Origin of the sequence: Belliella marina (assembly GCF_042682445.1) — a bacterium.
Classification (GTDB): Bacteria; Bacteroidota; Bacteroidia; order Cytophagales; family Cyclobacteriaceae; genus Belliella; species Belliella marina.
The window spans coordinates 1-24,512 of the sequence record NZ_JBHUHR010000006.1 but is presented as its reverse complement, the minus strand read 5'-3'; the positions used below and the strand labels follow the sequence as shown (position 1 = coordinate 24,512).

Sequence of the window (24,512 nt, the reverse complement as noted above, 5' to 3'; positions counted from 1 at the left end):
GGGATCATTTTTTTGAAGTCACGTTCAACAAGACCCCTGCCAAAACCAATACCATACCCATGTAGGTGATCAGGCTATATGTTTCATCAAAAATCAAAAAGCCAAAACTCAGAGCATAAATAATCCCTACATAACTTAAACTCGCCACCTTCGAAAGATTGGCGTTTTGATAGGCCAAAGTCATAAAATATTGTGCGGCTTGTGTCAAGACTCCCACAATCGCCAAAACCAACCAATCCCAACCAGTAGGCATGACCCAGAAAAAGTATGATACAACCGCAGCCACCGGTGTAGTGATCAACGGGAAATAAAACATGATCACCAAAGGATGCTCGGAATTCTTCAGCTTTCTGATCACATTGTATGCCACTCCCATTGCCAAAGAGGCTACCAAACCAACTCCCAAGTCAAAAGTGGAAATCCTTGGATCAAAGCCTTCAATGATGATTACCCCCAAAAATGAAATGCCGAAATAGAGATATTTTCTCTTTGCTACTTTTTCCTTTACAATAAAAATACCCAAAATAGTCGTGAAAATCGGTGCCAGATAATTGATCGTCACTGCACTTGCCAACGGAATAGTCTGAAGGTTGTAGAAGAATGTCATCAGACCTATAGAACCCGCAATCCCCCTGATGACCAAAAGCGATCTGTTGTTTCCAAACAAAGGTATGTTGCTTCTTTTCAACGCAAAATAGGTCATAAAAAAGCTCATGACTGATCGAAAAAGTATAATCTCTATCGCAGGGATGTGCGGTATCAATTTCACTGCTACATTCATCAGCGAAAAAAGAAACCCTGCCAAAAGCATGTGTTGGACACTTTTCTTACTCAAAACTTCGGGGGTGTTAAAATTTGGATTTCCTTATCAATCCCAAACTTTGCAGATTAGTTCCATATTTGGCGTAGTGAAACTTTTTTTGGAATTAATGGTTAGTACACTAGAAATCCAACCTGATACCATGTCACTCAAAAAAGGTCAACAAGCACCCAATTTCACGCTACCTTCCACTTCTGGAAATCATTTCACTTTGAATAAAGATGCAGCAGGAAAATCGTGCATCATCTATTTTTATCCCAAAGACTTCACCAGGGTATGCACGGCAGAGGCGTGTGATTTTAGGGATCAGTTTGCGGCATTTAGGGATTTGGATATCCCTGTATATGGAATCAGTCGGGATTCCATCGAAACACACTTGAAGTTCCAAAAGGAATTCAACCTACCCTTTGAACTCTTGAGTGATGGCACTGGTCAAGTTTGCAAAGCATATGATGCACTGATCCCTTTGGTAAGGATGCCAAAAAGAATCACCTATTTACTTGACAGCAATCATATTGTGCAAGGTGTTTTTTCTGACATGTTTGAGTCAAAAAAGCACGTAGATGAGATGTTGGCTGCATTGAATAGTAAATGACATTGAATCCATCTAGGGAACGTTGACAGTAATCCGAGCCAAACAAAACTATTTTTATAACAAACGGATATTGATTGAGACTAGATATTGGGATACAAGCTTATTGTAAGCCTGAATTTAGATTCAATGCGTATATTGGTAAAATAGCATCTATACAAAATGAGTATCCGCAATGTTGCACGTTGGGTAAGACGAGTCTTTATAAGGAAACGATCTTTCCATCTTGCATGGTCAACATTCTGTCCGCCATTTCCGCCAATTCCTGGTTATGGGTTACAATGACGAATGATTGACCAAATTCATCTCGCAACCTAAAAAACAGTTCATGTAAGTCCTGGGCACTTTTGGAGTCTAAGTTTCCACTGGGTTCGTCGGCAAAGATGATCTTTGGATCATTGATCAAAGCCCTGGCCACAGCAATCCTCTGTTGCTCGCCACCTGAAAGTTCGGAGGGTTTGTGTTGAAGTCTGCCAGCCACTCCCAATATACCTGCCAGTTCCTTGGCGCGGATTTTAAGTTCCTTCTCAGACCTTCCTGCTATCAAACCGGGAATGATGATATTTTCTTCACCTGTAAATTCAGGCAGCAGATTGTGAAACTGAAAAATAAACCCAATTTCATTGTTTCTATAGGTGGCAAGTTTATCACCTTTGAGTTTTGTGATATTGGTTTCGCCAACTTTGACCTCACCTTTGTCAGATTCGTCTAAAGTTCCCAAAATATGTAACAGGGTGCTTTTTCCAGCACCTGAAGGGCCTACTATTGAGACTACCTCCCCATGACCAATCGTAACATCCACGCCCTTAAGGACATGTAGATCGCCATAGTATTTTTCAATTCCTTTTGCTACCAGCATTGTAAAGATTTATTGCATCCAAAATTATAACCAATAAGAAGTAATCCTTCAAAATTGCTAATTATTTACCAAATGAGACCGTTTTTAACTTGAAAAATCGACACGAAGGACTTAACTTCGTGCAAAAATTTCACAAGGATGAATATACACGAATATCAAGCAAAAGAAGTTTTAAAAAGTTATGGTGTAAAAATTCAGGAAGGCATCGTAGCCGATACCCCTGAAGGAGCACTTGAAGCGGCCAAAAAACTCAATGCAGAGACAGGCACTTCATGGTATGTGATCAAAGCACAAATCCATGCCGGTGGACGTGGAAAAGGCAAAGTTCAAGAAACAGATTCTAACGGTGTGGTTCTTGCCAAAAAATTAGAAGATGTAGCTGAAAAAGCCAAAAACATCCTTGGGGGTACCTTGGTAACAATCCAAACAGGTCCTGAAGGCAAAAAAGTAAACAAGGTACTAGTTGCTCAGGATGTTTATTATCCAGGTGCTTCAGAACCAAAAGAATACTATCTATCCATCCTTTTGGACAGGGCTAAAGGTTGCAATGTCATCATGGCCTCTACAGAAGGTGGAATGGACATCGAGGAAGTAGCTGAAAAAACCCCGGAAAAAATCATCAAAGAATGGATTGATCCCAAAGTTGGTTTGCAAGGTTTCCAAGCAAGAAAGGTAGCTTTCAAATTGGGTCTTGAGGGAAATGCATTCAAAGAAATGGTGAAATTTATCACAGCTCTTTATGCAGCTTATGAAGGAACTGACTCTTCTCAACTTGAAATCAACCCAGTATTGAAGACTTCAGATGATCAAATTCTGGCTGTAGATGCCAAAGTCAATTTGGACGACAATGCACTTTACAGGCAAAAGGATTTGGCAAGTCTAAGAGACATCGCCGAAGAAGATCCTTTGGAAGTAGAAGCTGCCGAGTCAGGCTTGAACTATGTAAAACTTGATGGAAACGTAGGCTGCATGGTCAATGGCGCAGGTCTTGCGATGGCGACTATGGATATGATCAAGCTTTCTGGTGGTGAACCTGCCAACTTCCTAGACGTTGGAGGCGGGGCCAATGCTACTACAGTGGAAGCTGGCTTCAGAATCATCTTGAAAGATCCAAACGTAAAAGCTATCCTTATCAATGTCTTTGGTGGTATCGTAAGATGTGACAGAATAGCAAATGGTGTGGTAGAAGCTTACAAGTCTATCGGTGATATCCAAGTTCCTATCATCGTAAGGCTGCAGGGAACGAATGCTGAAGAAGGTGCGAAAATCATCGATGAATCAGGATTGAAAGTTTCTTCTGCCATCACTTTGAAAGAAGCTGCTGAAAAAGTAAAAGAGGCTATCTCTTAATAATCATAATATTGAGGACTGGAGCAATCTCCAGTCCTTATCTCCGCGCTCGTAGTTCAACTGGATAGAATATCAGATTTCGGCTCTGAGGGTTGAGGGTTCGAATCCTTCCGAGCGCACTAAAGTTGCCATTAAATCTTTAAAAATTGATTTTCCCAATTCGATTTCCTGAGATTTAAGAAAGTAAGAAAAATCTAAAAAGTGTCAAATTAAGCAATAGAGGCACTTTTTTTATCAATTATTTAATATTTGGTCTTTCAAAAGCCCCCTTGGTTGACGAGGTGGGCTTTTTGATTTTTGGTGCTAAAACAACCAAATTTTTCAAAAATCCCTCTATTTAAAAAGCGTCATCCGTGGAGTCATTTTATTTTGAAAAAAAGACGCAACGAAACATAGATAAAAACCTGATTATAAGCATGTTCTAAGATCGAACATCTTGTGTTTTGAACCCTGTTTTAGTATGTTTAATTCTTAATTGCAAAAGCCATGTTAGAGTCAAGTTTCGGGATGTTCTTCTTTTTGAAAATCTCCAAGTCAAAAAAAGCTAAAAGTCATTATATCTATATCAGGATAACAGTGGATAAAAGTTCAGTAGAGTTATCGACTAAAAGAACATGGGTCCCTAGTAAATGGAATAGCCGATTGGGTCGTGCAACTGGAAAAACCGAAGATGATAGGGTCCTAAATACATTTCTAGATTCATATCAATTTAAAGTATTGCAAGCAAAAAAACACCTTATGGATACAGAAAAGGACATCTCTGCAATAAATTTAAAGAATGTATTGCTCGGTATTACAGACGATCGAAAGATGATTTTGGAATTGTTTCAGGAACACAATGAAAGGATGGAAAGCCTTGTTGGTAAAGAATTCGCACACGGAACTTTCAAAAGATACATGACAGCATTTAGGCACACACGTTCATTTATCCAATGGAAATTTGGAAAACCAGATATTGAAATCAGAAAGTTAGATTATGAATTTTTGGCTGACTTTTCTTATTGGTTTAAAAGTGTGAAAAACTGTAGCCATAATACCACTGTTAAATATTTAATCTATTTCAAAAAAATAGTTTTACTCTGTGTAAAAAAGGGTTGGATACTTCGGGATCCCTTTATTGATTTTAATTTAGCAAGCAAGGAAGTGATAAGAGAAATTCTCACTAAAGAGGAATTGGATTTAATAAAATCGAAAGAGTTTTCAATATTCAGGCTAGATAATGTTAGAGATATATTTCTTTTTTCTTGCTATACAGGTCTAGCCTACATAGATGTGAAAAACCTGAAAAGACAACAGATCATTAATGGTATTGACGGTGAGAAATGGATATTTACGCAAAGACAAAAAACTCAATCACCGACTCGGCTACCACTGTTACCAAAAGCGCTGGAGATTGTAGATAAATATAAGGATCATCCGGAATGTTCAGCTAGTGGGAATGTTCTTCCTGTATTGAGTAACCAAAAGATGAATGCATACTTAAAAGAGATTGCCGATATCTGCGGTATCGAAAAGCCTTTGACTTTTCATATTGCAAGGCATACATTTGCCACAACAGTAACCTTAAGCAATGGAGTGCCATTAGAAACTGTTTCAAAAATGCTAGGACACAAATCTCTAAAACAAACCCAACATTATGCGAAAATTGTAGATTTGAAAATCAGCCAAGATATGCAGGCATTAAAAAAGGTTTTGGAAGAGTCTTAACAATGTATCCGTCCGATGAACCCCATATTTTCTGATTACTGTTTGGGTTGTAATCTTGTGTCATGAAAAAGATTAGTAATGACGAATATTACAAGCTGTTCACCAAGTGGCAGGGATCAGGATTAAGCAAAGCTGCATTTGCATCAGAAACAGGTATTTCAAGAGTATCCTTTTATTATTGGTGCAGGAAGTTTGAAGGATAACAGGATGACTCTCCTTTTCTTAAAAGAACCAAGGCAATCACCGTGGATAAATTCTACAGGGCGATACAGTTCTTCAACATGACCCGACCAGATACTCGCACATGACGGGGATATTCCTTTGGAATTCATTATCGAGGACAAGAGTGCCGTAGAACAGCTCAGGCTTATCCAGCAGCCAGAGGGCAAGGACAAACAGACCATCTTCAAGCTTATCGACAAGATGCTCACCAACAAAAAATTCAAATACTTCTTCCAGAAAAATGTAGCGGCGCTGTAAATGCAAAAGCCCGGCAAAACCGGGCTTTTCTTTTAATAACTAGCTCTAACTTTTAGGATGTCAACCATATAATCAGCTCCCTTATGAACATTATAAATCCAACGGTCATTAACGAATAGATAAACAGGTTTCTTCCAATCTTATATTCAGAATTAAACTTATGAATACCCACCTTATCTCTCCTGATGATCCGAAAGTATAGATATACACCCAAAATGAAAATTAATAATCCTATAAAAATCATCATCGCTTTTTAACTGCAGGAACTATCCCAATCCCAAGAATATCCATCGAACTATTATAAATAGACCTTAATCGTGTCTCATCCGTAGTGTTTATAAACTACCTATTTTTGAGAACCTTAAGTCCTGATGACCCTGCACTCCCTACCCCAACCATCCCGACATCAATTGCCGCAGAACCAAAATTCCCTTCTAACGCATTCATACCTGCACTAGCAAATCCTGATGCTGTAGACACCGTACCCCCAACAGCCAACAATCCTACGCCAATATAAGGGGCGAAAGGAGTTACCACTGTTCCAACCGCTGTTATACCTGCACCGGTATATCCTGCCGCATCAATTGAACTTCTTACCATGTGCCGAGCAAAAGGTAATGCTTCTCTTTTAATCCGCTCACTGTTTGCCTGCATGTTCTGTATAGCAAGGCTACTCATTGTCCTCTCATGATCGGATTGAGTCGCTGTCACTTCTCTCAAACTCATCATTCCCTGATCTATTAACCCATCAGAATTGTACACCAACATATTTCCAGTCTGTTCGTCTATCCCTGTCCCGGATTTACCCAGATAAGTTTCATCAGCCTTTGTGGTTGCCTGAGAAGTTGCATTTTCATCCCAATACACTTGTCCCTCCCTATTGGCCGCCCAATCTAGTCTTCCATCTGGATCTATCCTTGACAATGGATTATTCTGCACAAAATTATATGGTGAAACCCATTCCCGATCGCCTGCCAATGGATCCACAACTCCCCATCTCCCCAAATCACTCATATACATCCTCGCCCCGAAATCATCCCAGCCTGTCAGCTCTTCCCTTTCTTTTCCGTTAAACTTGAATTTTTGCCCAACCCCACTCGGTGCCGAGTATGAATTAAACGTCATCCCAAATGGAGGGCAAAGACGGGAGTCTTTGAGCCAGGATGTGCGGTAGGTACTTCTGGACTATTGGGGTATTGGTATGGGTTACCTTGAAATCATCACAACCTGTCCCAAACTTGCCCCCCTACAAGCAGACTCGTTTCGGGAGAACACTTCAACGGGAGTAGCATTCTCATTGGAGATAGCTTGTGCGCCGCAGCGTATAAATATACACATATCCCGGCTTTTGTATCGTGATTTGATTAGTTTTTAGGAGTTGATGTGAGGACGAAGACGGGAGTCTTTGGGCCAGGGTGTGTGGCTGGTGCCTGTCTCTTTGGCTGCCGAGGTCACTGGCCTGAAGGTAGACAGGTTCTGCTGCAGCTGATAGTTCTGGTCGAAGACCAGAACATTGAGATATGCTTTCGGCCCTGTGGAATTGTCACCACCGTAGCCTATCAGACCTGCAAATGGCATCGGGTTGGTTCCTGCCGTTGCCCCATCTATCACCACGGAGGATACGTTGTTTGCCAAATTACTGATTAACTGTGCAAAAGGTGTTCCCGGTATTCCAGAGGTGTTCGGATCAAGGTATTTTCATACACCTCAGCATCTATTTTGTTGTCCCCAGGTTTTAATCTTAGAATACGGGACAGGCTATTGTACATTTCCTTAACGATTGGCGAGGCAGTATTCATGATACTGAAATCATCAAATCTAAAGGAGGAAGACAGTCTAAACATTTTTACCTGTTTCATTGATTAGGAAAGTCTCCATAATTGTCCGCCTATGGAGGATATCCATCTTATAGATTATATTCCAAAATTATCAATTTTACTTTCATCAGAATAATTTATAATTATTTCAATTTATAAGTTAACACAGCCATTTCATTTTCAGATATTAGATAAATAAAGTTTTTCTCATAAAGAATAATATAATTATTGTCCATCGAAACCGATTTACCAATCTGTAATTTCACGCAACTAATATCCTTGATCCCAATTATATTTATCAAATCCTTACTCAATCTACAATTAAACCCATTTGAATCATAGCAATCACTAAGATTGTCTGTGGGAAAATATTGAAACTCCAGTCCTTCAACTATTTCTCCTAAAACATTTTTTGTTGAAACTAAACTAATGCTATCAATTCCATTTTTTCCTTTCAATAAAATATAGTTATCACAAGAAGGAGAAAGGTCAATTCGTGACGAACTATAAACCTCTTCAATATTTTTAATATTATATGTTTTTTCCATACTACCTAACTCAATTAAAGTGGTTTTTACTGAATCAAGCTTAAATGATCTATTCAATTCCTTAGAACAACCAATAAATAGAATACAAAATAAAATATAGAACAAATTACTTTTCATCTTCTTCGTTATTAATTAATGAATTTAAATAACTAACAATTTTTTGCATTGACTTCCCTCTCAAAACATCTAAATGAACACTTATTCCTTCGTTATATAAAATATTCTCAGCATATCTCCTTTTCTTTAAACCGTCACCACCTGCCATAAATTTTAAAAAGAAATTTCCATGACTATACTTGGAATTGTCAACCGTATATTGTTTTAGTTTACCTGGACCCATATTGAAAGATGCATCATAAAGTGCATACTTTTGATTTTCATTTAACTCATAACCAGAAAGATACGAATTCGCTTTTTCAATTATCCACTTTGAATCAGACTCAAATAAGCCTTGAGCCTCTTCTTCTGATATTTTACTCCCTACCTTGAAGCTTTCTCCCTCCTTGATCAAATGGCCATACCCAATTGTAGGATTACCTAAGTGATCATTATATCCTATGTGATTCCCCTCACTGTCTATATTATGTCCTTCATACGCTTTTTTAAATGCTGTCAGTGATCCTTGAATGTTTTCCCCATAATAATATGAGACATTTCCTCCATGATTAGATGAAACTAATACCCCATTCCCTAAAGGGCCATTTATGGAAGATTTCTTTATTGAAATTTGACTTTCATTAAATACATACTGAAAATGAATCTTTTCTAACCCCTCAAGTTCTCTGTGAGCAACAACCTGATTTTCAGAGAAATTATAAGGTGATTGATAAGAATATTTATCTGCCAACGGATCCACATTAAAAAATCTCCCAAGATCCGGCTGATGATTTCTCCACTTAAACGAATCCCAGTTTAACCCAAAGTCATCAATGTGTTCTTGACCCTGAAATTTCCAATTTTGAGAAATGCTTGAAGGTCTAGCATAAGAATTAAACGTCATCCCAAATGGATAGTAGTCGTCCTTCTGAACTATCGGGGTATTGGTATGGGTTACCTTGAAGTCGTCAAAGAACACTTCAACGGGAGTAGCATTCTCGTTGGAAAGATAAATATACACATATCCCGGTTTTTCTATCGTGATTTGATTAGTTTTTAGGAGTTGATGTGGAATATTCGTACCTGTCTCTTTGGCTGCCGAGGTCACCTGCCTGAAGGTAGACAGGTTCTGCTGAAGCTGATAGTTCTGGTCGAAGACTAGGACAGTCAGGTAGGCTTTCGGTCCGGTAGAATTGCCTGAACCATAGCCCAGCAGGCCTGCAAACTGCATTGGGTCTGAGCCTGCTGTTACCCCATCAATTACTACACCTGCAGTATTGTTTGCCAAATTACTGATCAGCTGTGCAAAAGGTGTTCCCGGTGTTCCGGAGGTGTTCGGATCAAGGTATTTTACATATATTTTGTCCTTGCGATTGTTGGATTGTGCGTAAATGATCATTTCCGACTAAAAAAACTTAATAGAGCGTCTTTGGATAGTTAGTGAAATGGTGAAGATTATCTTGATCAATTCCTCTTACTTTTTGTCTTGACACAAAAAGTAACCAAAAAATCAAGACGGAGATATCCTATCCACGCTATTGGCCACTGCCGACCTCCCGAAAAGGGAGGCAGGCCCGGATCTCCGTCGTCCTGCCCGCAAGCATGAAAAACAGTTTGAGGAAATAAAACCAGAGATAGATTGGAAATATAGTACTGGTATTCGAAGTTTTGGAACTCTCCCGATTCATTTCTCTTGGATATTCTAATCCACAAGCTGGCTCAAGTCTAAAACAGTCCAACGGACTGTTTCTTGACGGCTTGCCCTCTTCTTCATGTTGAAGAAACTGTAGCTTATTGTCTTCATATACAAAGCCCCCCAGGTAATCCGAAACTTTGGTCGTACCTCCATCTACTGTCTTCTGGGACAGCTTGCTGCCAGCAGCATCATAGGTATACTCTATGTATTTGGATGCGCTGAATGTCACCTTGCTTGGCAGGTTGAGGGGATTGTAAATGATCTCAGTGATACCCTTGTTTCTAAAAAGCTACCCCCACCCTGCAACCTGGCCCCTCGCTAAAAGCTTTATCAAAGCTTTTTTAACGCCTACCTGAAACGGCAGGCAGGCTCGGTCCTCATTGTTATCATAGAGATACTCATCGGATACATTCGCCCCATCCTTAAAGCCAGAATCCTTACCGGAGGCATCGGTTACCTTGCTGAGCTGGTTGCCTTTGGCGTAGGTGTAGGTCAGGTCATCAATCAGCTGGTTGGGGGTGTCGTTGTGGTTACTTTTTGGAGAGCAGTCACCCTTTTATTTAATTTGAGTAACTCTAGATCTTTCTTTGATGACACTTTGACTTTTTCTAAGAAAAAATCCTAAATGATAGTAACCAGAAAACTTTCATTCTTTTGTCACTTACCATATATCCGCCCAATAAATGACCGCACCTGTTTTCTTATTTATTGCAATCCCTTTACTTATGCCATGCTCCCAACCCAATGGTGTATACAACCCATTTGGCAGTTTTTTCGGATCCATATGAATCCCCTTTTTTGCTTCTAATACATACATAGTATATCCTTCCAATTTTGTCAACGTCTTTTCAGTTTCCGCCCACCATTCACCATAGAAATTAGGTACTGGGAATTTTCCTTTATGACAATCAAGATCCCCATACTCAATCAGTTTAGGGTTTCTGATTTTTTTGTCAATTTTATACCAGTTCTTTGAAGTCAAATGCTTGTCGATTACAATCAAACAGGTATCATCTGAGGAATACTTCCCAATTGCTCTCAGTTCCGCAGAACTCTCTATGCTGTCCAATCTTATTTTACCAGGATAATACTTGAGCCAAACATGTGGATGTGCATTAGAAATATTTTGTGAAACAGCTTGGACAGATCCTATATGTTTTATTTTAACTGGAAAGTGGTCAATAAATGTATCATCAAAGTAATTTAACCCTTCTTCAAATTTAACTTCTTTTTCCCTTGTACAACCTGACAAGAAAAATAAGATAATTATGATATTCAAAATTTTCATTTTTTATAACTTTTCAACATCCAAGGAACCACAAAATCCTGATAAAAATTTAAACCTAGACTTTCAAAATCTGGCTTAGATTTATCGAAAATAGAGCTACCAGATTTGCTTCTATCGTACGGATCAATAACTTGAACATAATTACTTCTTCGCAATGATAGCATGGGGAAATTGTATCTTTCTGTTTCATTATTAAAAACCCCAAATTCATCTAACCTTTTATAAGTAATCTTGCTACTTAAGATTTCCTTTCTTCCGCCGGAATCAACCCTTCTTCCATTTGCCTCGAGTTCAGTCATTGTAAAATCTAATTCGCTAACATTTTGTTCTAAAGCTTTATGGTATCCATTATCCATCATAAATTGCGAACTTGCCCCTTCATTCATAATAGTGAGTCCGCCAAGATTTTTGCTGATTTCATTGTCTTTCGAATCAAACATATCGTCTGCACCGAAGTTTTCCCAACTGTCATTCGAAGCGCCTCCACTAAGTTTATAAATAAAAACAGCTATCTCCTGACCATACTCCTTTTTCAAGTTACTAAAACTAAATTCATTTTGCCCTTTAATGTTTACTAATACTCCATTTTGAGTACTTACAAACCAATCTTTACCATCAGGATCAATATTCAACACAGGGTTATTTCCTGTCCAACTGTATGGAGATAACGAGAAATAACTCTCCATATGTGGATCCATCTGCCAAGTTCTTCCTAAAACAGGATCAGATCCTCTTGCATGGAAATCGAAAATGTTCAGCCCATGATCTTCATGGAACTCTTTGCCCTGATAGAGGTACTTCTGCCCCACCCCACTAGGAGCCGAGTACGAATTAAACATCATCCCAAATGGAGGGCAAAGACGGGAGTCTTTGAGCCAGGATGTGCGTTAGGTACTTCTGAACTATCGGGGTATTGGTATGGGTAACCTTGAAGTCATCAAAGAACACTTCAACGGGAGTAGCATTCTCGTTGGAAAGAGCTTGTGCGCCGCGGCGTATAAATATACACATATCCCGGTTTTTCTATCGTGATTTGATCAGTTTTTAGGAGTTGATGGGGAATATTCGTACCTGTCTCTTTGGCTGCCGAGGTCACTGGCCTGAAGGTAGACAGGTTCTGCTGCAGCTGATAGTTCTGGTCGAAGACAAGAACATTCAGGTAAGCCTTCGGCCCTGTGGAATTGCCTGATCCATAATTCAGCAAACCAGCAAGTTGCATTGGATCTGAGCCTGCCGTTGCCCCATCGATTACTACACCTGCAGTATTGTTTGCCAAATTACTGATCAGCTGTGCAAAAGGTGTTCCCGGCGTTCCAGAGGTGTTCGGATCAAGGTATTTTACATACACCTCAGCATCTATCTTGTCCCCAGGCTTTACTTCAAGCGACTTGGCAAGGCCATACTTTTCATTGCCAGCCCCCGTCAGCCTAATGGAATAAGAACTTCCTGTTGCGGTGGTTCTGTTGAAGATCGGTGCATTGATCCTTGTGACTTCACCATAACGTAGAAAATAATCACTTGCGTAGCTGCTATTATTATTTTCCAATGTGGCCACATAATTATCAACGTCTGATTGTGTTTTGAAAGTAGTCCTTACATTGCCCAGATGATCTTTCAGGTGGTACTGGTACTCATAGTTTTGGAGTCCTCCCGATTCATTCTTCTTGGCTATTCCAACCCGCAACCTGGCTCAAGCCTAAAACAGTCCAACGGACTGTTTCTTGACGGCTTGCCCTCTTCTTTGTGTTGAAGAAACTGTAGCTTATTGTCTTCATATACAAAGCCCCCCAGATAATCCGAAACCTTGGTCATCAAGATTGAGAATATGCTTGATGATCACTGCCCCAATCAATATACGGGGGTTCAGTGAAGGCCTTCCATTCTGTTTGACAGGGTTGTGCTTTTGGAAAAGTCCAACAAGTTCATCCCAAAGAATCTGCTTGCTGAGAACAACCCAGCGGTTATTTGAATCTAACTGGTTGTAAAAAGGAGTCTCAAATCCTATTAATGTAAGTTGATTAGGACTGCTGTAGTCACTGCGTGGTGCACGCCTTTTGGTAGTCTTTGCCATAATACCTTGCACTTGTAAACCATTAAAATCAATAAAAATCTACTTATTTCCGAATTTTATGACCTTTTTAACCTTTATCAGGAGACCCTATTTAAAACTTCTTTATACAACCCAGTCTCAGACTCTATATCAATCTACAGTCCGATATGACCGGTGGAACATGTAAAACAGAAGAACCAAATTTGTATTTCCTAGATACTTACTTAAGTAGTTGGGTACAAGTGGACGCTTGTGCCAGTTGGAGGCTTTCTCCTATTTCCTTAGCTTGAGATTTCAGCTGGCAACTGCTAGAGGTCATTAAATCTAATACAACACCCTAAAAAAAATAAAAAGGATAACTGAGACTATAGAATACAGAGCTACAAAAAGTTTATTTTTCTCATTTGGAGAATGATATTCGATAATTTTCTTGTAGCGGAACCCTTTATAAAAAAAAAAGGAATTAACAGCAACTAAAATAATTCCTATTATTAAAACTAAACCTTTTTCTAATCTCCCAAAAATTAGCATTATATTCAATAGTTCAAGCAGTGATATAACCAACGCAACATTAAATACCCTTGAGGCTGTTGTTTGATTAATGTAACCTCGCTCTATACTTTTAAATGTATTATACCATACTATAAATAAATAATAATAAACACTACTCATTTTGTTACTTCATTAATATCATCATCATGGTTAAGTCTTTCTTTGGCCGCTTTTATTTCATCAGATATTTCCTGATCCTTAGGATTGATTTCCAAAGCTTTAAAAAAGTACTTTAAGGCCATAGAATCATCAAACTGCATTGTATAATTCAAACCTATATTATAATAAGCATCAGCAACTCGATGTTCCAATTCAGCTGCCTTAATGTAATCTAATGTAGATGCATTTAAACTATCAATTCTAGCATAACAATAACCCCTTTTGAAAATAAATTCTCCATTCGTTGAATCAATTTTTATCAGTTTGGATAGATACTTGACTGAATTTAAGCAGTCATCTTCTTTATAAAAAGAGTTAGCCTTCTCAATAAGTTCCTCTTTAGAAAAGGCGACTTCTGACGGTTCACTCTCTAAACTTTGTTTACTCTCTTTATATTTTACTTCGCATCCCAACACTAAAACTCCGAGGATAATTAAAAGAAATCTGCCATTCATTATTTTCTCTGTTTAACTATTTGTACCGCTTTAAATGCCGCTTTTTCTGCATTATTTGCTCTAGACATATGTCTATTATACGATTGAGTATCACCTCGTTTTTGGGAGTTCATTGCTAACTTCAGATAGTAATTTCGCTCCTTCATTAGGTTTGTATATGCCTGTCCCATAACATGATCACTAGTCATAACATTGAAACCAATTTCGCCTGCAACCATTTCCCATTTAAAGTAGGTGCCTAATCCCCATTTTGCTGCATCCATAACAACCCCACTATAATCTTCATTATCTAATTTATCAAACACACTTAATGCATTTAAAGCATTCCCTATTTGACCAGGTACTTTATATTTACCAGAAACTTCACTCCCCAATTCTGCTACTGTATTTAGTTTATCCAATTTTGAAACAAAGTTCCCAAAATTAGATCCTCCCTCTTTCGATTTTTTAAGCTCCTTAAACAAAAGATCTCTCTTTACATTGTCCTGCTCATAAGACGTAGCATCATTTTTCGCTTCATAAAGTGTTACAATATTTCCAGCTTTACGCTGTTCTTCAAACCAAGTGTAAAATTGCTTTCGTTGTTCTTCCTGTTGCTTTTTCTCACAATCCGGATCTCCGTTACAATCATTTGTATCCTGTGGAATCATTCCATCCGGATCAACAAACCTGATCGGATTATCAAAAGCATAATTATAAGGTGAGTGCCTTCTCATAAGATCAGCTGCCGGATCCACATTGATAAAGCGACCAATAGCCGGATCATAATATCGAGCTTGGTAATCATAAAGCCCTAACCCTAAATTTTCTTGAAATTCAAACCCGTTATAGAGGTACTTTTGCCCCACCCCACTAGGTACCGAATAAGAATTAAACATCATCCCAAATGGATAGTAATCATCCTTCTGGACTATCGGGGTGTTGGTATGGGTTACCTTGAAGTCGTCAAAGAACACTTCAACGGGAGTAGCATTCTCGTTGGAAAGGTAAATATACACATATCCCGGCTTTTGTATCGTGATTTGATCAGTTTTTAGGAGTTGATGCGGAATATTCGTACCTGTCTCTTTGGCAGCCGAGGTCACTGGCCTGAAGGTAGATAGGTTCTGCTGCAGCTGATAGTTCTGGTCGAAGACCAGAACATTGAGATATGCTTTCGGCCCTGTGGAATTGTCACCTCCATAACCCATCAGACCGGCAAATGGCATCGGGTTGGTTCCTGCCGTTGCCCCATCGATTACTACACCTGCAGTATTGTTTGCCAAGTCATTGATCAGCTGGGCAAATGCAGAACCCGGCGTTCCGGAGGTAGCCGGATCCAAGTACTTCACATAAACCTCTGCATCTATCTTATCCCCAGGCTTAACAGCCAACGATTTTGCCAGGCCATACTTTTCATTGCCAGCCCCAGTGAGCCTGATGGAATAGGAATTTCCTGTTCCAGGGGTTTTGTTGAAGATCGGGACATTGATCCTCGTCACTTCACCATAACGTAGAAAATAATCACTTGCGTAGCTGGCGTTATTGTTTTCCAATGTAGCCACATAATTATCAACGTCTGACTGTGTTTTGAAAGTAGCCCTTACATTTCCCAGATGATCTTTCAGGTGGTACTGGTATTCGTAGTTTAGGAATACACCTGAATCATTCCTTTTGGCCACAACTCGGCCTTCATCATGCTGGAGAAACTGCAGATCGTTGTCTTCATAAACAAAGCCCCCCAGGTAATCCGACACTTTGGTCGTACCTCCATCTACTGTCTTCTGGGACAGCTTGCTGCCAACGGCATCATAGGTGTATTCTATGTACTTGGAGGTGCTGAATGTCACCTTGCTTGGCAAGTTGAGGGGATTGTAAATGATCTCAGTGATACCTTTATTCTTATCCACAGTCATGTTTCCGTTCTTATCATAGAGATATTCATCGGATACATTCGCCCCATCCTTAAAGCCCGAATCCATGCCGGAGGCATCGGTCACCTTGCTGAGCTGGTTGCCTTTGGCGTAGGTGTAGGTCAGGTCATCGATCAGCTGGTTGGGGGTGTCGTTGTGGTTGCCCCTGCGCTGTAAGGTCTTTATATTTCCATTCAGGTCATATATTATGGCTGGAACATTAAAGTTCATGGTATTCCCAGGTGCATTATTGCTATAGGTAGCCTTTGTCAACCTGTTCATTTGGTCGTAGAAGTAGTCATAGGTATTCTTCATCGACTCGTATGGATTCTTCCATTCCGCCCGACTTATGTTGCCATTGAACCTTCTATTTGCCGTTGGCGCATCGTTGTACTTCAGTTCCATTTCAAACAACTTCGGGGTGGCATCGGATGGGTCGTTGATTTTGGTCAGCCAGCCCCGCATGTTGTAGGCATAATCTATGTCTTCATAGCCGTTGGCCAGATCCTTTTTCACCAATTCCCCAAGTTCGTTGTAGGTATTGCTCAAAAGGGTTATTACCGTTTCCTCATTGATACGGTGGGTAACCGTTTTCAGCCTACCCGCATGGTCATAGCTGTAGTCCTGGGCGATACTGGTGTTTTTGATGTCCGCGACGGGATTGTTGTGCTGCAGGTAGGTTTTTCTTACCCTGCCCGCAAAATCATACTGGGTCGTCACTACATCGTTGCCGTTTTTGTGGTTGGTGATCCTGGATTGGATCAGGCGGTAGCGGTCATCATAGAAGTTGACCGATTCCACATACTTGTTGGTACCGTCCAAGACCTTTACCTTGGTTCCTGTCACCTGGCCCTTGACGGAGGTGAAAACGGCAGGGATTATTTTGCCTCCCGTGGTATTGAACTGCCCAGAGGGAAGACTGAAGGTCTTGGTGGTAAACCTGTAATCATCATAATAAGTGATTGTATGGATATCTTGTTCCGTGATAGAAGCTGGATAGGCATTGTTTGTGTATTGGGCTATACCATTTTCTAAATAGGTCTCCCATAAAACAGTTTGGTTTTGTACGCTATTCCTTATATCCGTCAAATTACCCGATATAACCTTCTCCCCCGTGATGATAGGTCTGTTTAATGCATCATATTTTGTAAAACTCCATTTGTTGGGATATTGGTTACCGTCCTGACTCAATACCAACCTGTCAAGCTTATCATACACCAAAACCACCGGCTTGGCTCCCGGCACTTGCTTTTGGACCAGTCTATTCCTCCCATCATATTTGTATTGGAAAGCCCAGTTGTTAAGATGCTCCTGTGTTGGCATGATTCCATGGGACATGATGTGAACACCTGCAGGAAGTGTGGTGCCTGCACTGACCGTTACCGTAGCTGTTGGGATATAGGCTACCTTATTTCGTTTGTCACTTGGGATCGAATTGTAGTTGATATCCTGTGTTACCAAGTGGTATCCTTCCGGCACATCTAGGTTCGAACTGTCATAGCTCTTGACGGACTCCGGGGGAAGCACATAGCGCAGGTTGCCAAAATCATCATAGACATAATAGGTGTTTGCCCACTCGTTGTCCGGCGCTTGAACCTTTTTGAGTACCACCCTATCCTGCAAATCCCTAAATTCGACCATGATGTTTTTATCCTCGTCGGTAGTGGCTGTTTTGTAAAGTGTGCCAGGGTTGTAGAAGCGGTAGGCTACCGGCTTGTCGGCAATGACCTCCCAAAGTGCCACCTTGTCTTCGGCAATATTGGCAAGGTAATCCACCTTTATGGGTCTATTATTTGCAGCTATTGCTGTTTTTGCCCAAGGCTGTCCCGGGGAATAGGACTCCACGATCCTGTTTAGGGGCGAGCCATCAAACACATTTTCGCTGAAGGCAAAATCCCCCGAAGTATCTTCGAAATGGGTGTCATAAAAAGCATTCTGTTCGGATTCTGCCTGCGGGCGGTAATTTCCTGCCGCTATACCGTTGTTTCTGGTATAGGGCAGGAAGGATTTCGCCTGTCTCCCAAAACCGTCATACACGATCGGAACTATTACATCCCGGCCCAAGGGGGAGGCCTGCTTCTGTACCTCCTGCATCGGACGGCCAAGGCCATCGTAGTAGGTGAAGTGTTTCTGCGAGGTGGTATTCCCTCCTGTCTTCAAGGTGGATTCGCTTGCGGTAGGGATCAGGGCGATATATCTTTTGACATAGTTTTGTCCATTGGCTACCGAAAGAAAAACGGCCAAAAAAAACGCCGTGAATATAATGGTCTTTAAAGTTGAATTTTTCATGGTCCTTTTGGCTGAATTCTAGTTGGAATAATTATACTCGTAAGTCTCCAAAACATTTCCGTCTTTGTCCCTGATGGACTCAAGGCGGCCAAAGGCATCGTATTTGTAATAAATCGTCATGCTGTTTGAATCGGTCATACTGGTAATTCCTATCAGGGGATCGTAGGTATAGGTCGTCATACGGGAATCTGCTGGATGCAACCTCAACTCGTCTACATAGATACCAGATCCTCCTATAGTAATTGACGATCCTGTCACTGTCCTTTCTACAAGCTTCCAATTGGTATCCAGTGTTTCTGTCTGCCCCATAAATGACCATGATCCTGATCCAGAAGCCCTTCTCGCCCAAAAAGTCAGTTTAAATGGATTGCTGCTATTTGCAGCAATGGATGTTTTGGTTATATTTCCAGTACCCAGATTATAATACTTCCTTCCCGTCCTTGATATGGAAGAACTCACCGGGGTACCGGAGTAGGTCCAATTCCCTTTTTCATTGGTTTCGAACGAGGTGTAACTAGATTGACTTAAGGTGGCATTTTCAATCAAAGCAATTGGCTTTGGGTTATCATAAGCCCAAATTATAGATTGAACTTCCCCTTCGACTTTAGACTGATATTCAGTCAACAAGTCTTTTTCATTATACCTTAAAAATCTATTATCCACCTCGTATCCATTCGTTTGAAAATTAAGGCTTTTTTGTTGTTCGAGTATTATTTGTCCAGAGTTAGCATTGATACCATATTTAAAAATCTCACCTTTTACCTTCTTGTCATTAAAAAACTCTTCACTCACTATAATTGGACTCAAAATGTTATCATTTACCATTTTACCATATTCTAATGAAGTCATTCCTGTTCCCATAGGTTGGTCTGAGGCATATGATTTATTAACAGAATATTTCTGACCAGTACTTGTTCTTTTTTGAATTTTGGTAACTAATTTATGTTGAGGATTAGCATATTCATAATTTATTGTGTCAGAAATTAATAGTACACCATCAGAATTATAATCTTTAATAATTTCTGACTCTAGATGATACCAATCTGAATGCACAAAGTAGCTACTAAAAAAAACAGGTAAATCTGCAAAAGGAAAACGTCCAATACTAGGATCAATCCAATCATTATAACTTCTAAATAATCTAATCCCCTTTAATGATTTTGATTGGCTTTGGTCTCTTTTGTATAAAATAGTTTTCTCTTTAACCATTTTATTTTGACTGTTAAAAGTCTGAATTTTTGTCAATTGCCCATTTCCTGTTTGCCTAGAATAAGGAACACCAGGTATCAAAATTGATGGTTTAGAATCTTCTATATTTTTATAAAAAAACACTGTCTTCCCTAGACCTTGATTAAGATTATTCTGAAAAGATTCAGAAACAACTCCATATCCAATTGCACTACCTTGTGCTGAGCTTCCTAGTGGAATTAAACTTGAAGATGAACTAAAGATATTCTTCAATGGAGGAAAAGACTGGGCATTATTTATAGAGTTCAAATAACAACAGGGTTGATAAAATGATCCTGCCAAGGCTTTAGATATCAAATCTGTTTCGTTGTGGAAGTTTTGAAGAGGAGTCAACATCCTACCTGATGATAAATTACCTTCTGTATAACTGTACGCTTTTTTATGAAGTATATCTGTTCCATTTGAATCTAAGTTTTCAATTGATTTAATCCTCAGACCAGGACCAATCTTTTTTGTTGTTTGAATCAGCTGATCATATTTTGCTTCTAAACTTAAAGACAGGAAAAACTGCCCTCCATTGTCAACTTTTATTTTGTAAGTACCAGTTGGTAATAATACACAAACATCTGCAACCATTTGGTCTACATTGTTGTTACCTCCAGGTATACCATCCATTTGAAAATCTGAAGGTAAAAATCTAATTATCCTTGAACCATCTAATTTTTCTAACACAGCAGTCATATTATTCATGACATTCAAATTGTTTGGATCATGTTGGTAGTAGTGATTCACTAAATTAAAGCTTAAAAAAACAAAGGTGTCTTTATATATAGTAAATGATTTTTCTGGAGTTCCAGTATGAGCCAAATGGCTTATTGGAATTTCATTATCTATAGGATCAATATAATTGTAATAATCATTCGATTCATAAATAAACTTTGTGCTTCCCCCTGTAGGGTATTTGATTGATTCTAAAACAGCTGCTTGAGAGTTTTGTGGGTGGGGATTTCTATCAGCCCCAACCATATAAATATTCAAACCATTGTTAGTATAATTAAACTTAGGTGTAAAACGTGCTTTATTTGAAGTAATCACTTGATTCACTACATATTGAACAGACTCATTTGATCTGTTTAAAAATTTATATCCTTTAATCGCTTGATTATTTGCGCCATTATAATACCCCCAATGATCAATTGAGAAAGAATTTTTCTTTGGTAGTTCAGTACTATTATATCCAAAGATATAAGGTGTTTTATCGATTAATACTCCGGCTTCATTATAAGATTCTTTTACACTATTTAGTTTTAATCTTAAAAACTCTGCCTTATCTGATGCATTTATTTTATCAGAACGGAAATAGTCATAAGAAAAGCTAACCTTTTTAAACAACGCACCTTCTTTGGAATATACTGAAAAATTATCTAGGTAAGGAACTTTTATACTGGTACTAGATACTGACCATCTTTCTCTATCTAATCTACTTGTTGTGTTAGAATTAAAATTTATATAACCGTCAGAGAATTCGATTTTTGTGAGGTAGGGTTCATTTACTAAAGTTTGGGTTGCGGTATATGTGCTAAAACCGTCATGATCTGTTACTGCTATACCATGTCCAGTGTTAACAAATAAGCTGCTTGGTCTATTGGAACTTTCACCAATAAATACTGGACTTTTTATCCACCTCCCAGTTTCTTGATAATGGAATATCATTTGATCCCCATTGGGAGCCACTACTTTATCTATATACCAAGCTGTTACCAAGTCTGGTGTTTGGGTTCCATTTGGTGTTACATTAATGGAATATGAAATGTTTTCATTAGATACAGACCTTGATGTTTCTGCTGTTTTAAAATAATATTTCAAACCACTTGCATCTATTATTTCCCATTCTTTGCTAATTAAGTCAAAAGTAAATTTTAGGTTATTTTGATCAACAGCTAATCCTACCACCTTAGTACCTCCTTGCTTTTCAAAAATCAACTTTCCTGAATATCCAAAAAAATTAAAGTAAAAATCATCAGGTTGTAGATCGTATAAATTTTTTTCAGCCAATTCTAATTTCGAAAATTCATCAGGAAAATTTGGAACATACGAAAACTTGTCTTTTGGAGCTATAAATGGATCAACAACTGTCCTTGTCAAATTGACTTTAAGTAAATATTCATTTGGGATTTCAGGAGTCTTAATATACCCTCGATATAAATCAAAATCATCTATCCCGTTTACTTGCCTTGTAATTACTCCATTTGCTCCTGACAGAGACCACCCCAATCCAACCCATCCAGCATCTTGTGATACTTTAATGCCAGATGGATGATAATTCAATTCTATTGGTAATTTTATGACACCAGATTCTATGGTATATAAAGGTATTGAAATTGAAGGAACACCAGTATAATTACTTACTGGAATATCGCCATAAAGTCCTAGTTGAGAAGATGTAGGAGATGGTGGTACTGGAATATAATGACTTATACCTCCTTGACTGTAACCATTTACCACAATAGAGAAGAACAGAATGAATGGTAAAAATTTTTTCATTTTTTTCTAATTTTATTGATATTCAAAATTTTTAGGATTTCACCTTAAAGTATCACTTGAAACAAATTCTAATTAACCTTTAAATAATAATCTTTAATTATAATTAAAGATTATTCATTTTCCACTCACCCAAAACCCCACCCGAAATACCCAGGGGCTGTTGTACAAGGGGTTTTCGCGGCTGTTGAAGTTGTATAGGATCAGGGCCTGGCCTTCGGTCTTTCCCCTGAGCCTAAAGCGCCTTTGGATTCCCGCCAACAGGCTGTAATGCCAGTCTTGCACTGTCTGCCTGTCGTCTGTCAAACTGCTCCTCAGCCCTTCATACTCCCCATGCACATAGAAGCTTTTGACCAGCCTATGGCGTGCAAAACCCCTGAAGCCCATTATTGTAGGCTCCTTAACTGATTGAGGGAGGTCTTTGGTCGCCACCCTTAGCCGGTAAGTCCCCCCAAAACCCAATTCAAATTTCCTGTTCAACCTATAGCCAATTTCTGGATTCAGGTCAAGGCTCGTGCTCTTATCCACATGCAGCTGGAAAGTCCCGCCAAACACAAGTCTTTCCTTCAAGCGCTTCCCCTCCAATGAGCTGGCTTTGGTAGCCGTCGAAAGGTCACCGGGATCAGGCACCTCACTGTATTTTTTCTTCAGTTGGGCTATTTTTTCCTGCGCTTCCTCAAGTACATGTTGCCTTCCCGCAAAATGGTCTACCTTCTGCGCCTTGGAAAGCTGGACCAAACCATTCCCATCCACCTTGAGGTTTTGGTGGGCTTTCTGGAATTTTTCCAGTTCCTTGTTTTGGAAGCCTCCCGGAAGCTCGGGGCTGTTCCTGTTTACTATATCCCCCGTGATGGAATCCATCTTCTGTTGGAACTCCCTGGAAAGCTCCTGCTTTCTCTGTTCCACCAGGTACTTTTTCTCTTCCCTGTCTAGGGAATCGATGCTGGAGAGACTGTCTTTGTAGACCCTCAGGGTTTGGCGGTAACCACTTATCTGGCTTCTCAGCTCCCTGTATCTCGATAGGTATTCATTGCCTTCGAGTTCTTCCCTGGCTCTTGATATGGTTTGTCTGTCTGCCTCCAGCCTTGACTTATCCATGCCAGCTATCTGCTTGAGGCTATAGAGGGAATCGGTATAGATATAGTATTCCTCCCGTGATTTGGCCAGTTGCTTCAGGGAATCGGCATGGATGGAATGGTCCAGACTGTCCAAGCTATCCACGCTGTCTTTCAGTGCCTGATATTGCTTTTTCCTCTGTTTGATATAATCGGCATTTTCCTTCTTGATCTTTTTGTATCCCTGTTTCCTTTCGTCCACCTGTTGTCCCAGCTGCTTGATCCGCCCATCAAACAGCTTCGCATCGAAGCGCTGGGCCTGGACACTGAGGCAGCTGATCAAAAACGATATCAAGAGGATGGCCTTTTTCAATGCTTGTTGGTTTACAATTGTTTGTATTTTGTTCGATGGCTTATGTTATGTTTTTCAGTCTGGTTTGGTGGACTTTCCAGTCAAGCGGTCTAGTTCCAGCTGTTGCTTACTGATAAGCACCGATTGTGATTCGATCAGTTTCTGTTGTTGGATCAGGTAAAGGGTTACCTCCTCCACCTTCTCCAAAAGCTTCTGGTTCAGCTCCATCATGTTGACACCTTCTTTTTCGTACACCTTGGCTGGTTTCAAGCCAGGCAGGTGACCGTTTTCCCCTATAAAGGAATCCACGGCTTCCAATGGCATCAATTCATAGTCTTTTTCAAAGACATAATCCGGCCAGTTGGTGGCTTCCAGCTTTACTTCCTTGGCACGGATGGTGCCGTTGACTTGAAACTTATAATTTTGGCTTGGACTAATTCCAATCCCCATATTGCCATAGACTTGCAAATCACCATTTTTGCCCAAACGCATCGAATATCTGTTTCCGGCATTCTGTCCTGTACCCCAATAAAAATTCCCGTTTGTATGAAAGCCAAACATCAACTCAGTGGTTTCACCGGGGTTGAATACAATGGCAGAATGACCAGTTGAAATAAATTGCAAAGAATTTCTGAAACCATTGACAGAGGCAATTGGATTTCCCCCTTCCACTGAAATCCCTCCTTTCACATCCAACTTGGAACTGGGAGAAGTTGTACCAATCCC

General features: G+C 39.6%; 20 protein-coding genes, 1 tRNA gene and 1 pseudogene. 6 read left to right on the top strand and 16 right to left on the bottom strand.

The window, feature by feature from the left end; translation table 11 throughout:
- Window positions 1-4 precede the first annotated feature (4 nt).
- Window positions 5-811 (bottom strand): DMT family transporter, encoded by an 807-nt coding sequence (locus tag ACFSKL_RS02865; protein WP_376883456.1) that lies wholly within the window; start codon window positions 809-811, stop codon window positions 5-7.
- A gap of 151 nt (window positions 812-962) precedes the next feature.
- Here ACFSKL_RS02865 and ACFSKL_RS02860 point away from each other — a divergent pair, with 151 nt between their 5' ends.
- The gene (locus tag ACFSKL_RS02860) at window positions 963-1,415 is read left to right on the top strand and encodes a peroxiredoxin (protein WP_376883455.1); all 453 of its coding nucleotides are present in this window, start codon (window positions 963-965) and stop codon (window positions 1,413-1,415) included.
- A 199-nt stretch (window positions 1,416-1,614) separates the two neighbouring features.
- Here ACFSKL_RS02860 and ACFSKL_RS02855 read toward each other — a convergent pair whose 3' ends face one another.
- Entirely contained in the window at window positions 1,615-2,271 is a 657-nt protein-coding gene (locus ACFSKL_RS02855) for an ABC transporter ATP-binding protein (RefSeq protein ID WP_376883367.1), read from the bottom strand.
- Window positions 2,272-2,409: 138 nt separating this feature from the next.
- Between ACFSKL_RS02855 and sucC the strand changes: the two genes are divergently transcribed.
- The 5 genes from sucC to ACFSKL_RS02830 all read left to right on the top strand — a co-directional run bounded on the left by sucC (window position 2,410) and on the right by ACFSKL_RS02830 (window position 5,808).
- The gene (gene sucC / locus ACFSKL_RS02850; RefSeq protein ID WP_376883365.1) at window positions 2,410-3,621 is read left to right on the top strand and encodes an ADP-forming succinate--CoA ligase subunit beta; all 1,212 of its coding nucleotides are present in this window, start codon (window positions 2,410-2,412) and stop codon (window positions 3,619-3,621) included.
- A gap of 45 nt (window positions 3,622-3,666) precedes the next feature.
- Window positions 3,667-3,740 (top strand) — tRNA-Arg (locus tag ACFSKL_RS02845).
- 367 nt (window positions 3,741-4,107) lie between these two features.
- Window positions 4,108-5,328 carry a site-specific integrase gene (locus tag ACFSKL_RS02840; RefSeq protein WP_376883363.1) on the top strand — a complete coding sequence of 407 codons (1,221 nt, stop codon included), beginning with the start codon at window positions 4,108-4,110 and terminating at the stop codon, window positions 5,326-5,328.
- 62 nt (window positions 5,329-5,390) lie between these two features.
- Entirely contained in the window at window positions 5,391-5,531 is a 141-nt protein-coding gene (gene tnpA, locus ACFSKL_RS02835) for an IS66 family insertion sequence element accessory protein TnpA (RefSeq protein ID WP_376883361.1), read from the top strand.
- A 118-nt stretch (window positions 5,532-5,649) separates the two neighbouring features.
- Window positions 5,650-5,808 carry a hypothetical protein gene (locus ACFSKL_RS02830; protein WP_376883359.1) on the top strand — a complete coding sequence of 53 codons (159 nt, stop codon included), beginning with the start codon at window positions 5,650-5,652 and terminating at the stop codon, window positions 5,806-5,808.
- 342 nt (window positions 5,809-6,150) lie between these two features.
- On the opposite strand, the gene ACFSKL_RS02825 is transcribed toward ACFSKL_RS02830, so the two are convergent.
- The 14 genes and pseudogenes from ACFSKL_RS02825 to ACFSKL_RS02760 form a co-directional block, all read right to left on the bottom strand.
- Entirely contained in the window at window positions 6,151-6,933 is a 783-nt protein-coding gene (locus ACFSKL_RS02825) for an RHS repeat-associated core domain-containing protein (RefSeq protein ID WP_376883357.1), read from the bottom strand.
- Between the two features lie 518 nt (window positions 6,934-7,451).
- Window positions 7,452-7,667, bottom strand: coding sequence for a hypothetical protein (locus ACFSKL_RS02820; RefSeq protein ID WP_376883355.1), 216 nt, complete (start codon window positions 7,665-7,667; stop codon window positions 7,452-7,454).
- A 101-nt stretch (window positions 7,668-7,768) separates the two neighbouring features.
- On the bottom strand, window positions 7,769-8,290 hold the full coding sequence (locus ACFSKL_RS02815) for a hypothetical protein (RefSeq protein ID WP_376883353.1): 522 nt from the start codon (window positions 8,288-8,290) through the stop codon (window positions 7,769-7,771).
- Entirely contained in the window at window positions 8,280-9,668 is a 1,389-nt protein-coding gene (locus ACFSKL_RS02810) for a glycoside hydrolase family protein (protein WP_376883351.1), read from the bottom strand. The genes ACFSKL_RS02815 and ACFSKL_RS02810 overlap by 11 nt, the downstream gene beginning before the upstream one ends.
- A 136-nt stretch (window positions 9,669-9,804) precedes the next feature.
- Window positions 9,805-10,194 carry a hypothetical protein gene (locus tag ACFSKL_RS02805; protein ID WP_376883349.1) on the bottom strand — a complete coding sequence of 130 codons (390 nt, stop codon included), beginning with the start codon at window positions 10,192-10,194 and terminating at the stop codon, window positions 9,805-9,807.
- Window positions 10,195-10,626: 432 nt separating this feature from the next.
- Window positions 10,627-11,253, bottom strand: coding sequence for a hypothetical protein (locus ACFSKL_RS02800; protein WP_376883347.1), 627 nt, complete (start codon window positions 11,251-11,253; stop codon window positions 10,627-10,629).
- Window positions 11,250-12,095, bottom strand: a complete 846-nt coding sequence (locus tag ACFSKL_RS02795) for an RHS repeat domain-containing protein (RefSeq protein WP_376883345.1) — start codon at window positions 12,093-12,095, stop codon at window positions 11,250-11,252. The genes ACFSKL_RS02800 and ACFSKL_RS02795 overlap by 4 nt, the downstream gene beginning before the upstream one ends.
- Before the next feature lie 107 nt (window positions 12,096-12,202).
- Window positions 12,203-12,937 (bottom strand): hypothetical protein, encoded by a 735-nt coding sequence (locus ACFSKL_RS02790; RefSeq protein WP_376883343.1) that lies wholly within the window; start codon window positions 12,935-12,937, stop codon window positions 12,203-12,205.
- A gap of 87 nt (window positions 12,938-13,024) precedes the next feature.
- Window positions 13,025-13,324: a transposase gene (locus ACFSKL_RS02785; protein WP_376883341.1), complete on the bottom strand. Its 300-nt coding sequence runs from the start codon at window positions 13,322-13,324 to the stop codon at window positions 13,025-13,027.
- 647 nt (window positions 13,325-13,971) lie between these two features.
- Window positions 13,972-14,469: a tetratricopeptide repeat protein gene (locus ACFSKL_RS02780; RefSeq protein ID WP_376883338.1), complete on the bottom strand. Its 498-nt coding sequence runs from the start codon at window positions 14,467-14,469 to the stop codon at window positions 13,972-13,974.
- Complete coding sequence (locus ACFSKL_RS02775; RefSeq protein WP_376883336.1) at window positions 14,469-18,650, bottom strand: DUF6443 domain-containing protein; 4,182 nt, start codon at window positions 18,648-18,650, stop codon at window positions 14,469-14,471. The genes ACFSKL_RS02780 and ACFSKL_RS02775 overlap by 1 nt, the downstream gene beginning before the upstream one ends.
- Before the next feature lie 18 nt (window positions 18,651-18,668).
- Complete coding sequence (locus ACFSKL_RS02770) at window positions 18,669-22,382, bottom strand: hypothetical protein (protein WP_376883334.1); 3,714 nt, start codon at window positions 22,380-22,382, stop codon at window positions 18,669-18,671.
- A 114-nt stretch (window positions 22,383-22,496) separates the two neighbouring features.
- Window positions 22,497-23,807, bottom strand: a complete 1,311-nt coding sequence (locus tag ACFSKL_RS02765) for a hypothetical protein (protein ID WP_376883332.1) — start codon at window positions 23,805-23,807, stop codon at window positions 22,497-22,499.
- Window positions 23,808-23,861: 54 nt separating this feature from the next.
- Window positions 23,862-24,512: pseudogene (locus tag ACFSKL_RS02760) on the bottom strand (hypothetical protein); the annotation flags it as partial.

Bases quoted from the DNA above. Each gene is read 5' to 3' on its own strand.
- ACFSKL_RS02815 (WP_376883353.1), bottom strand. From the start codon at position 8,290: ATGAAAAGTAATTTGTTCTATATTTTATTTTGTATTCTATTTATTGGT.
- ACFSKL_RS02840 (WP_376883363.1), top strand. From the start codon at position 4,108: ATGTTAGAGTCAAGTTTCGGGATGTTCTTCTTTTTGAAAATCTCCAAG.
- ACFSKL_RS02860 (WP_376883455.1), top strand. From the start codon at position 963: ATGTCACTCAAAAAAGGTCAACAAGCACCCAATTTCACGCTACCTTCC.
- ACFSKL_RS02775 (WP_376883336.1), bottom strand. From the start codon at position 18,650: ATGAAAAATTCAACTTTAAAGACCATTATATTCACGGCGTTTTTTTTG.
- ACFSKL_RS02825 (WP_376883357.1), bottom strand. From the start codon at position 6,933: ATGACGTTTAATTCATACTCGGCACCGAGTGGGGTTGGGCAAAAATTC.
- ACFSKL_RS02770 (WP_376883334.1), bottom strand. From the start codon at position 22,382: ATGAAAAAATTTTTACCATTCATTCTGTTCTTCTCTATTGTGGTAAAT.
- ACFSKL_RS02855 (WP_376883367.1), bottom strand. From the start codon at position 2,271: ATGCTGGTAGCAAAAGGAATTGAAAAATACTATGGCGATCTACATGTC.
- ACFSKL_RS02820 (WP_376883355.1), bottom strand. From the start codon at position 7,667: ATGAAACAGGTAAAAATGTTTAGACTGTCTTCCTCCTTTAGATTTGAT.
- ACFSKL_RS02800 (WP_376883347.1), bottom strand. From the start codon at position 11,253: ATGAAAATTTTGAATATCATAATTATCTTATTTTTCTTGTCAGGTTGT.
- ACFSKL_RS02795 (WP_376883345.1), bottom strand. From the start codon at position 12,095: ATGATGTTTAATTCGTACTCGGCTCCTAGTGGGGTGGGGCAGAAGTAC.
- tnpA (WP_376883361.1), top strand. From the start codon at position 5,391: ATGAAAAAGATTAGTAATGACGAATATTACAAGCTGTTCACCAAGTGG.
- ACFSKL_RS02810 (WP_376883351.1), bottom strand. From the start codon at position 9,668: ATGATCATTTACGCACAATCCAACAATCGCAAGGACAAAATATATGTA.
- ACFSKL_RS02785 (WP_376883341.1), bottom strand. From the start codon at position 13,324: ATGGCAAAGACTACCAAAAGGCGTGCACCACGCAGTGACTACAGCAGT.
- ACFSKL_RS02865 (WP_376883456.1), bottom strand. From the start codon at position 811: ATGCTTTTGGCAGGGTTTCTTTTTTCGCTGATGAATGTAGCAGTGAAA.
- sucC (WP_376883365.1), top strand. From the start codon at position 2,410: ATGAATATACACGAATATCAAGCAAAAGAAGTTTTAAAAAGTTATGGT.
- ACFSKL_RS02780 (WP_376883338.1), bottom strand. From the start codon at position 14,469: ATGAATGGCAGATTTCTTTTAATTATCCTCGGAGTTTTAGTGTTGGGA.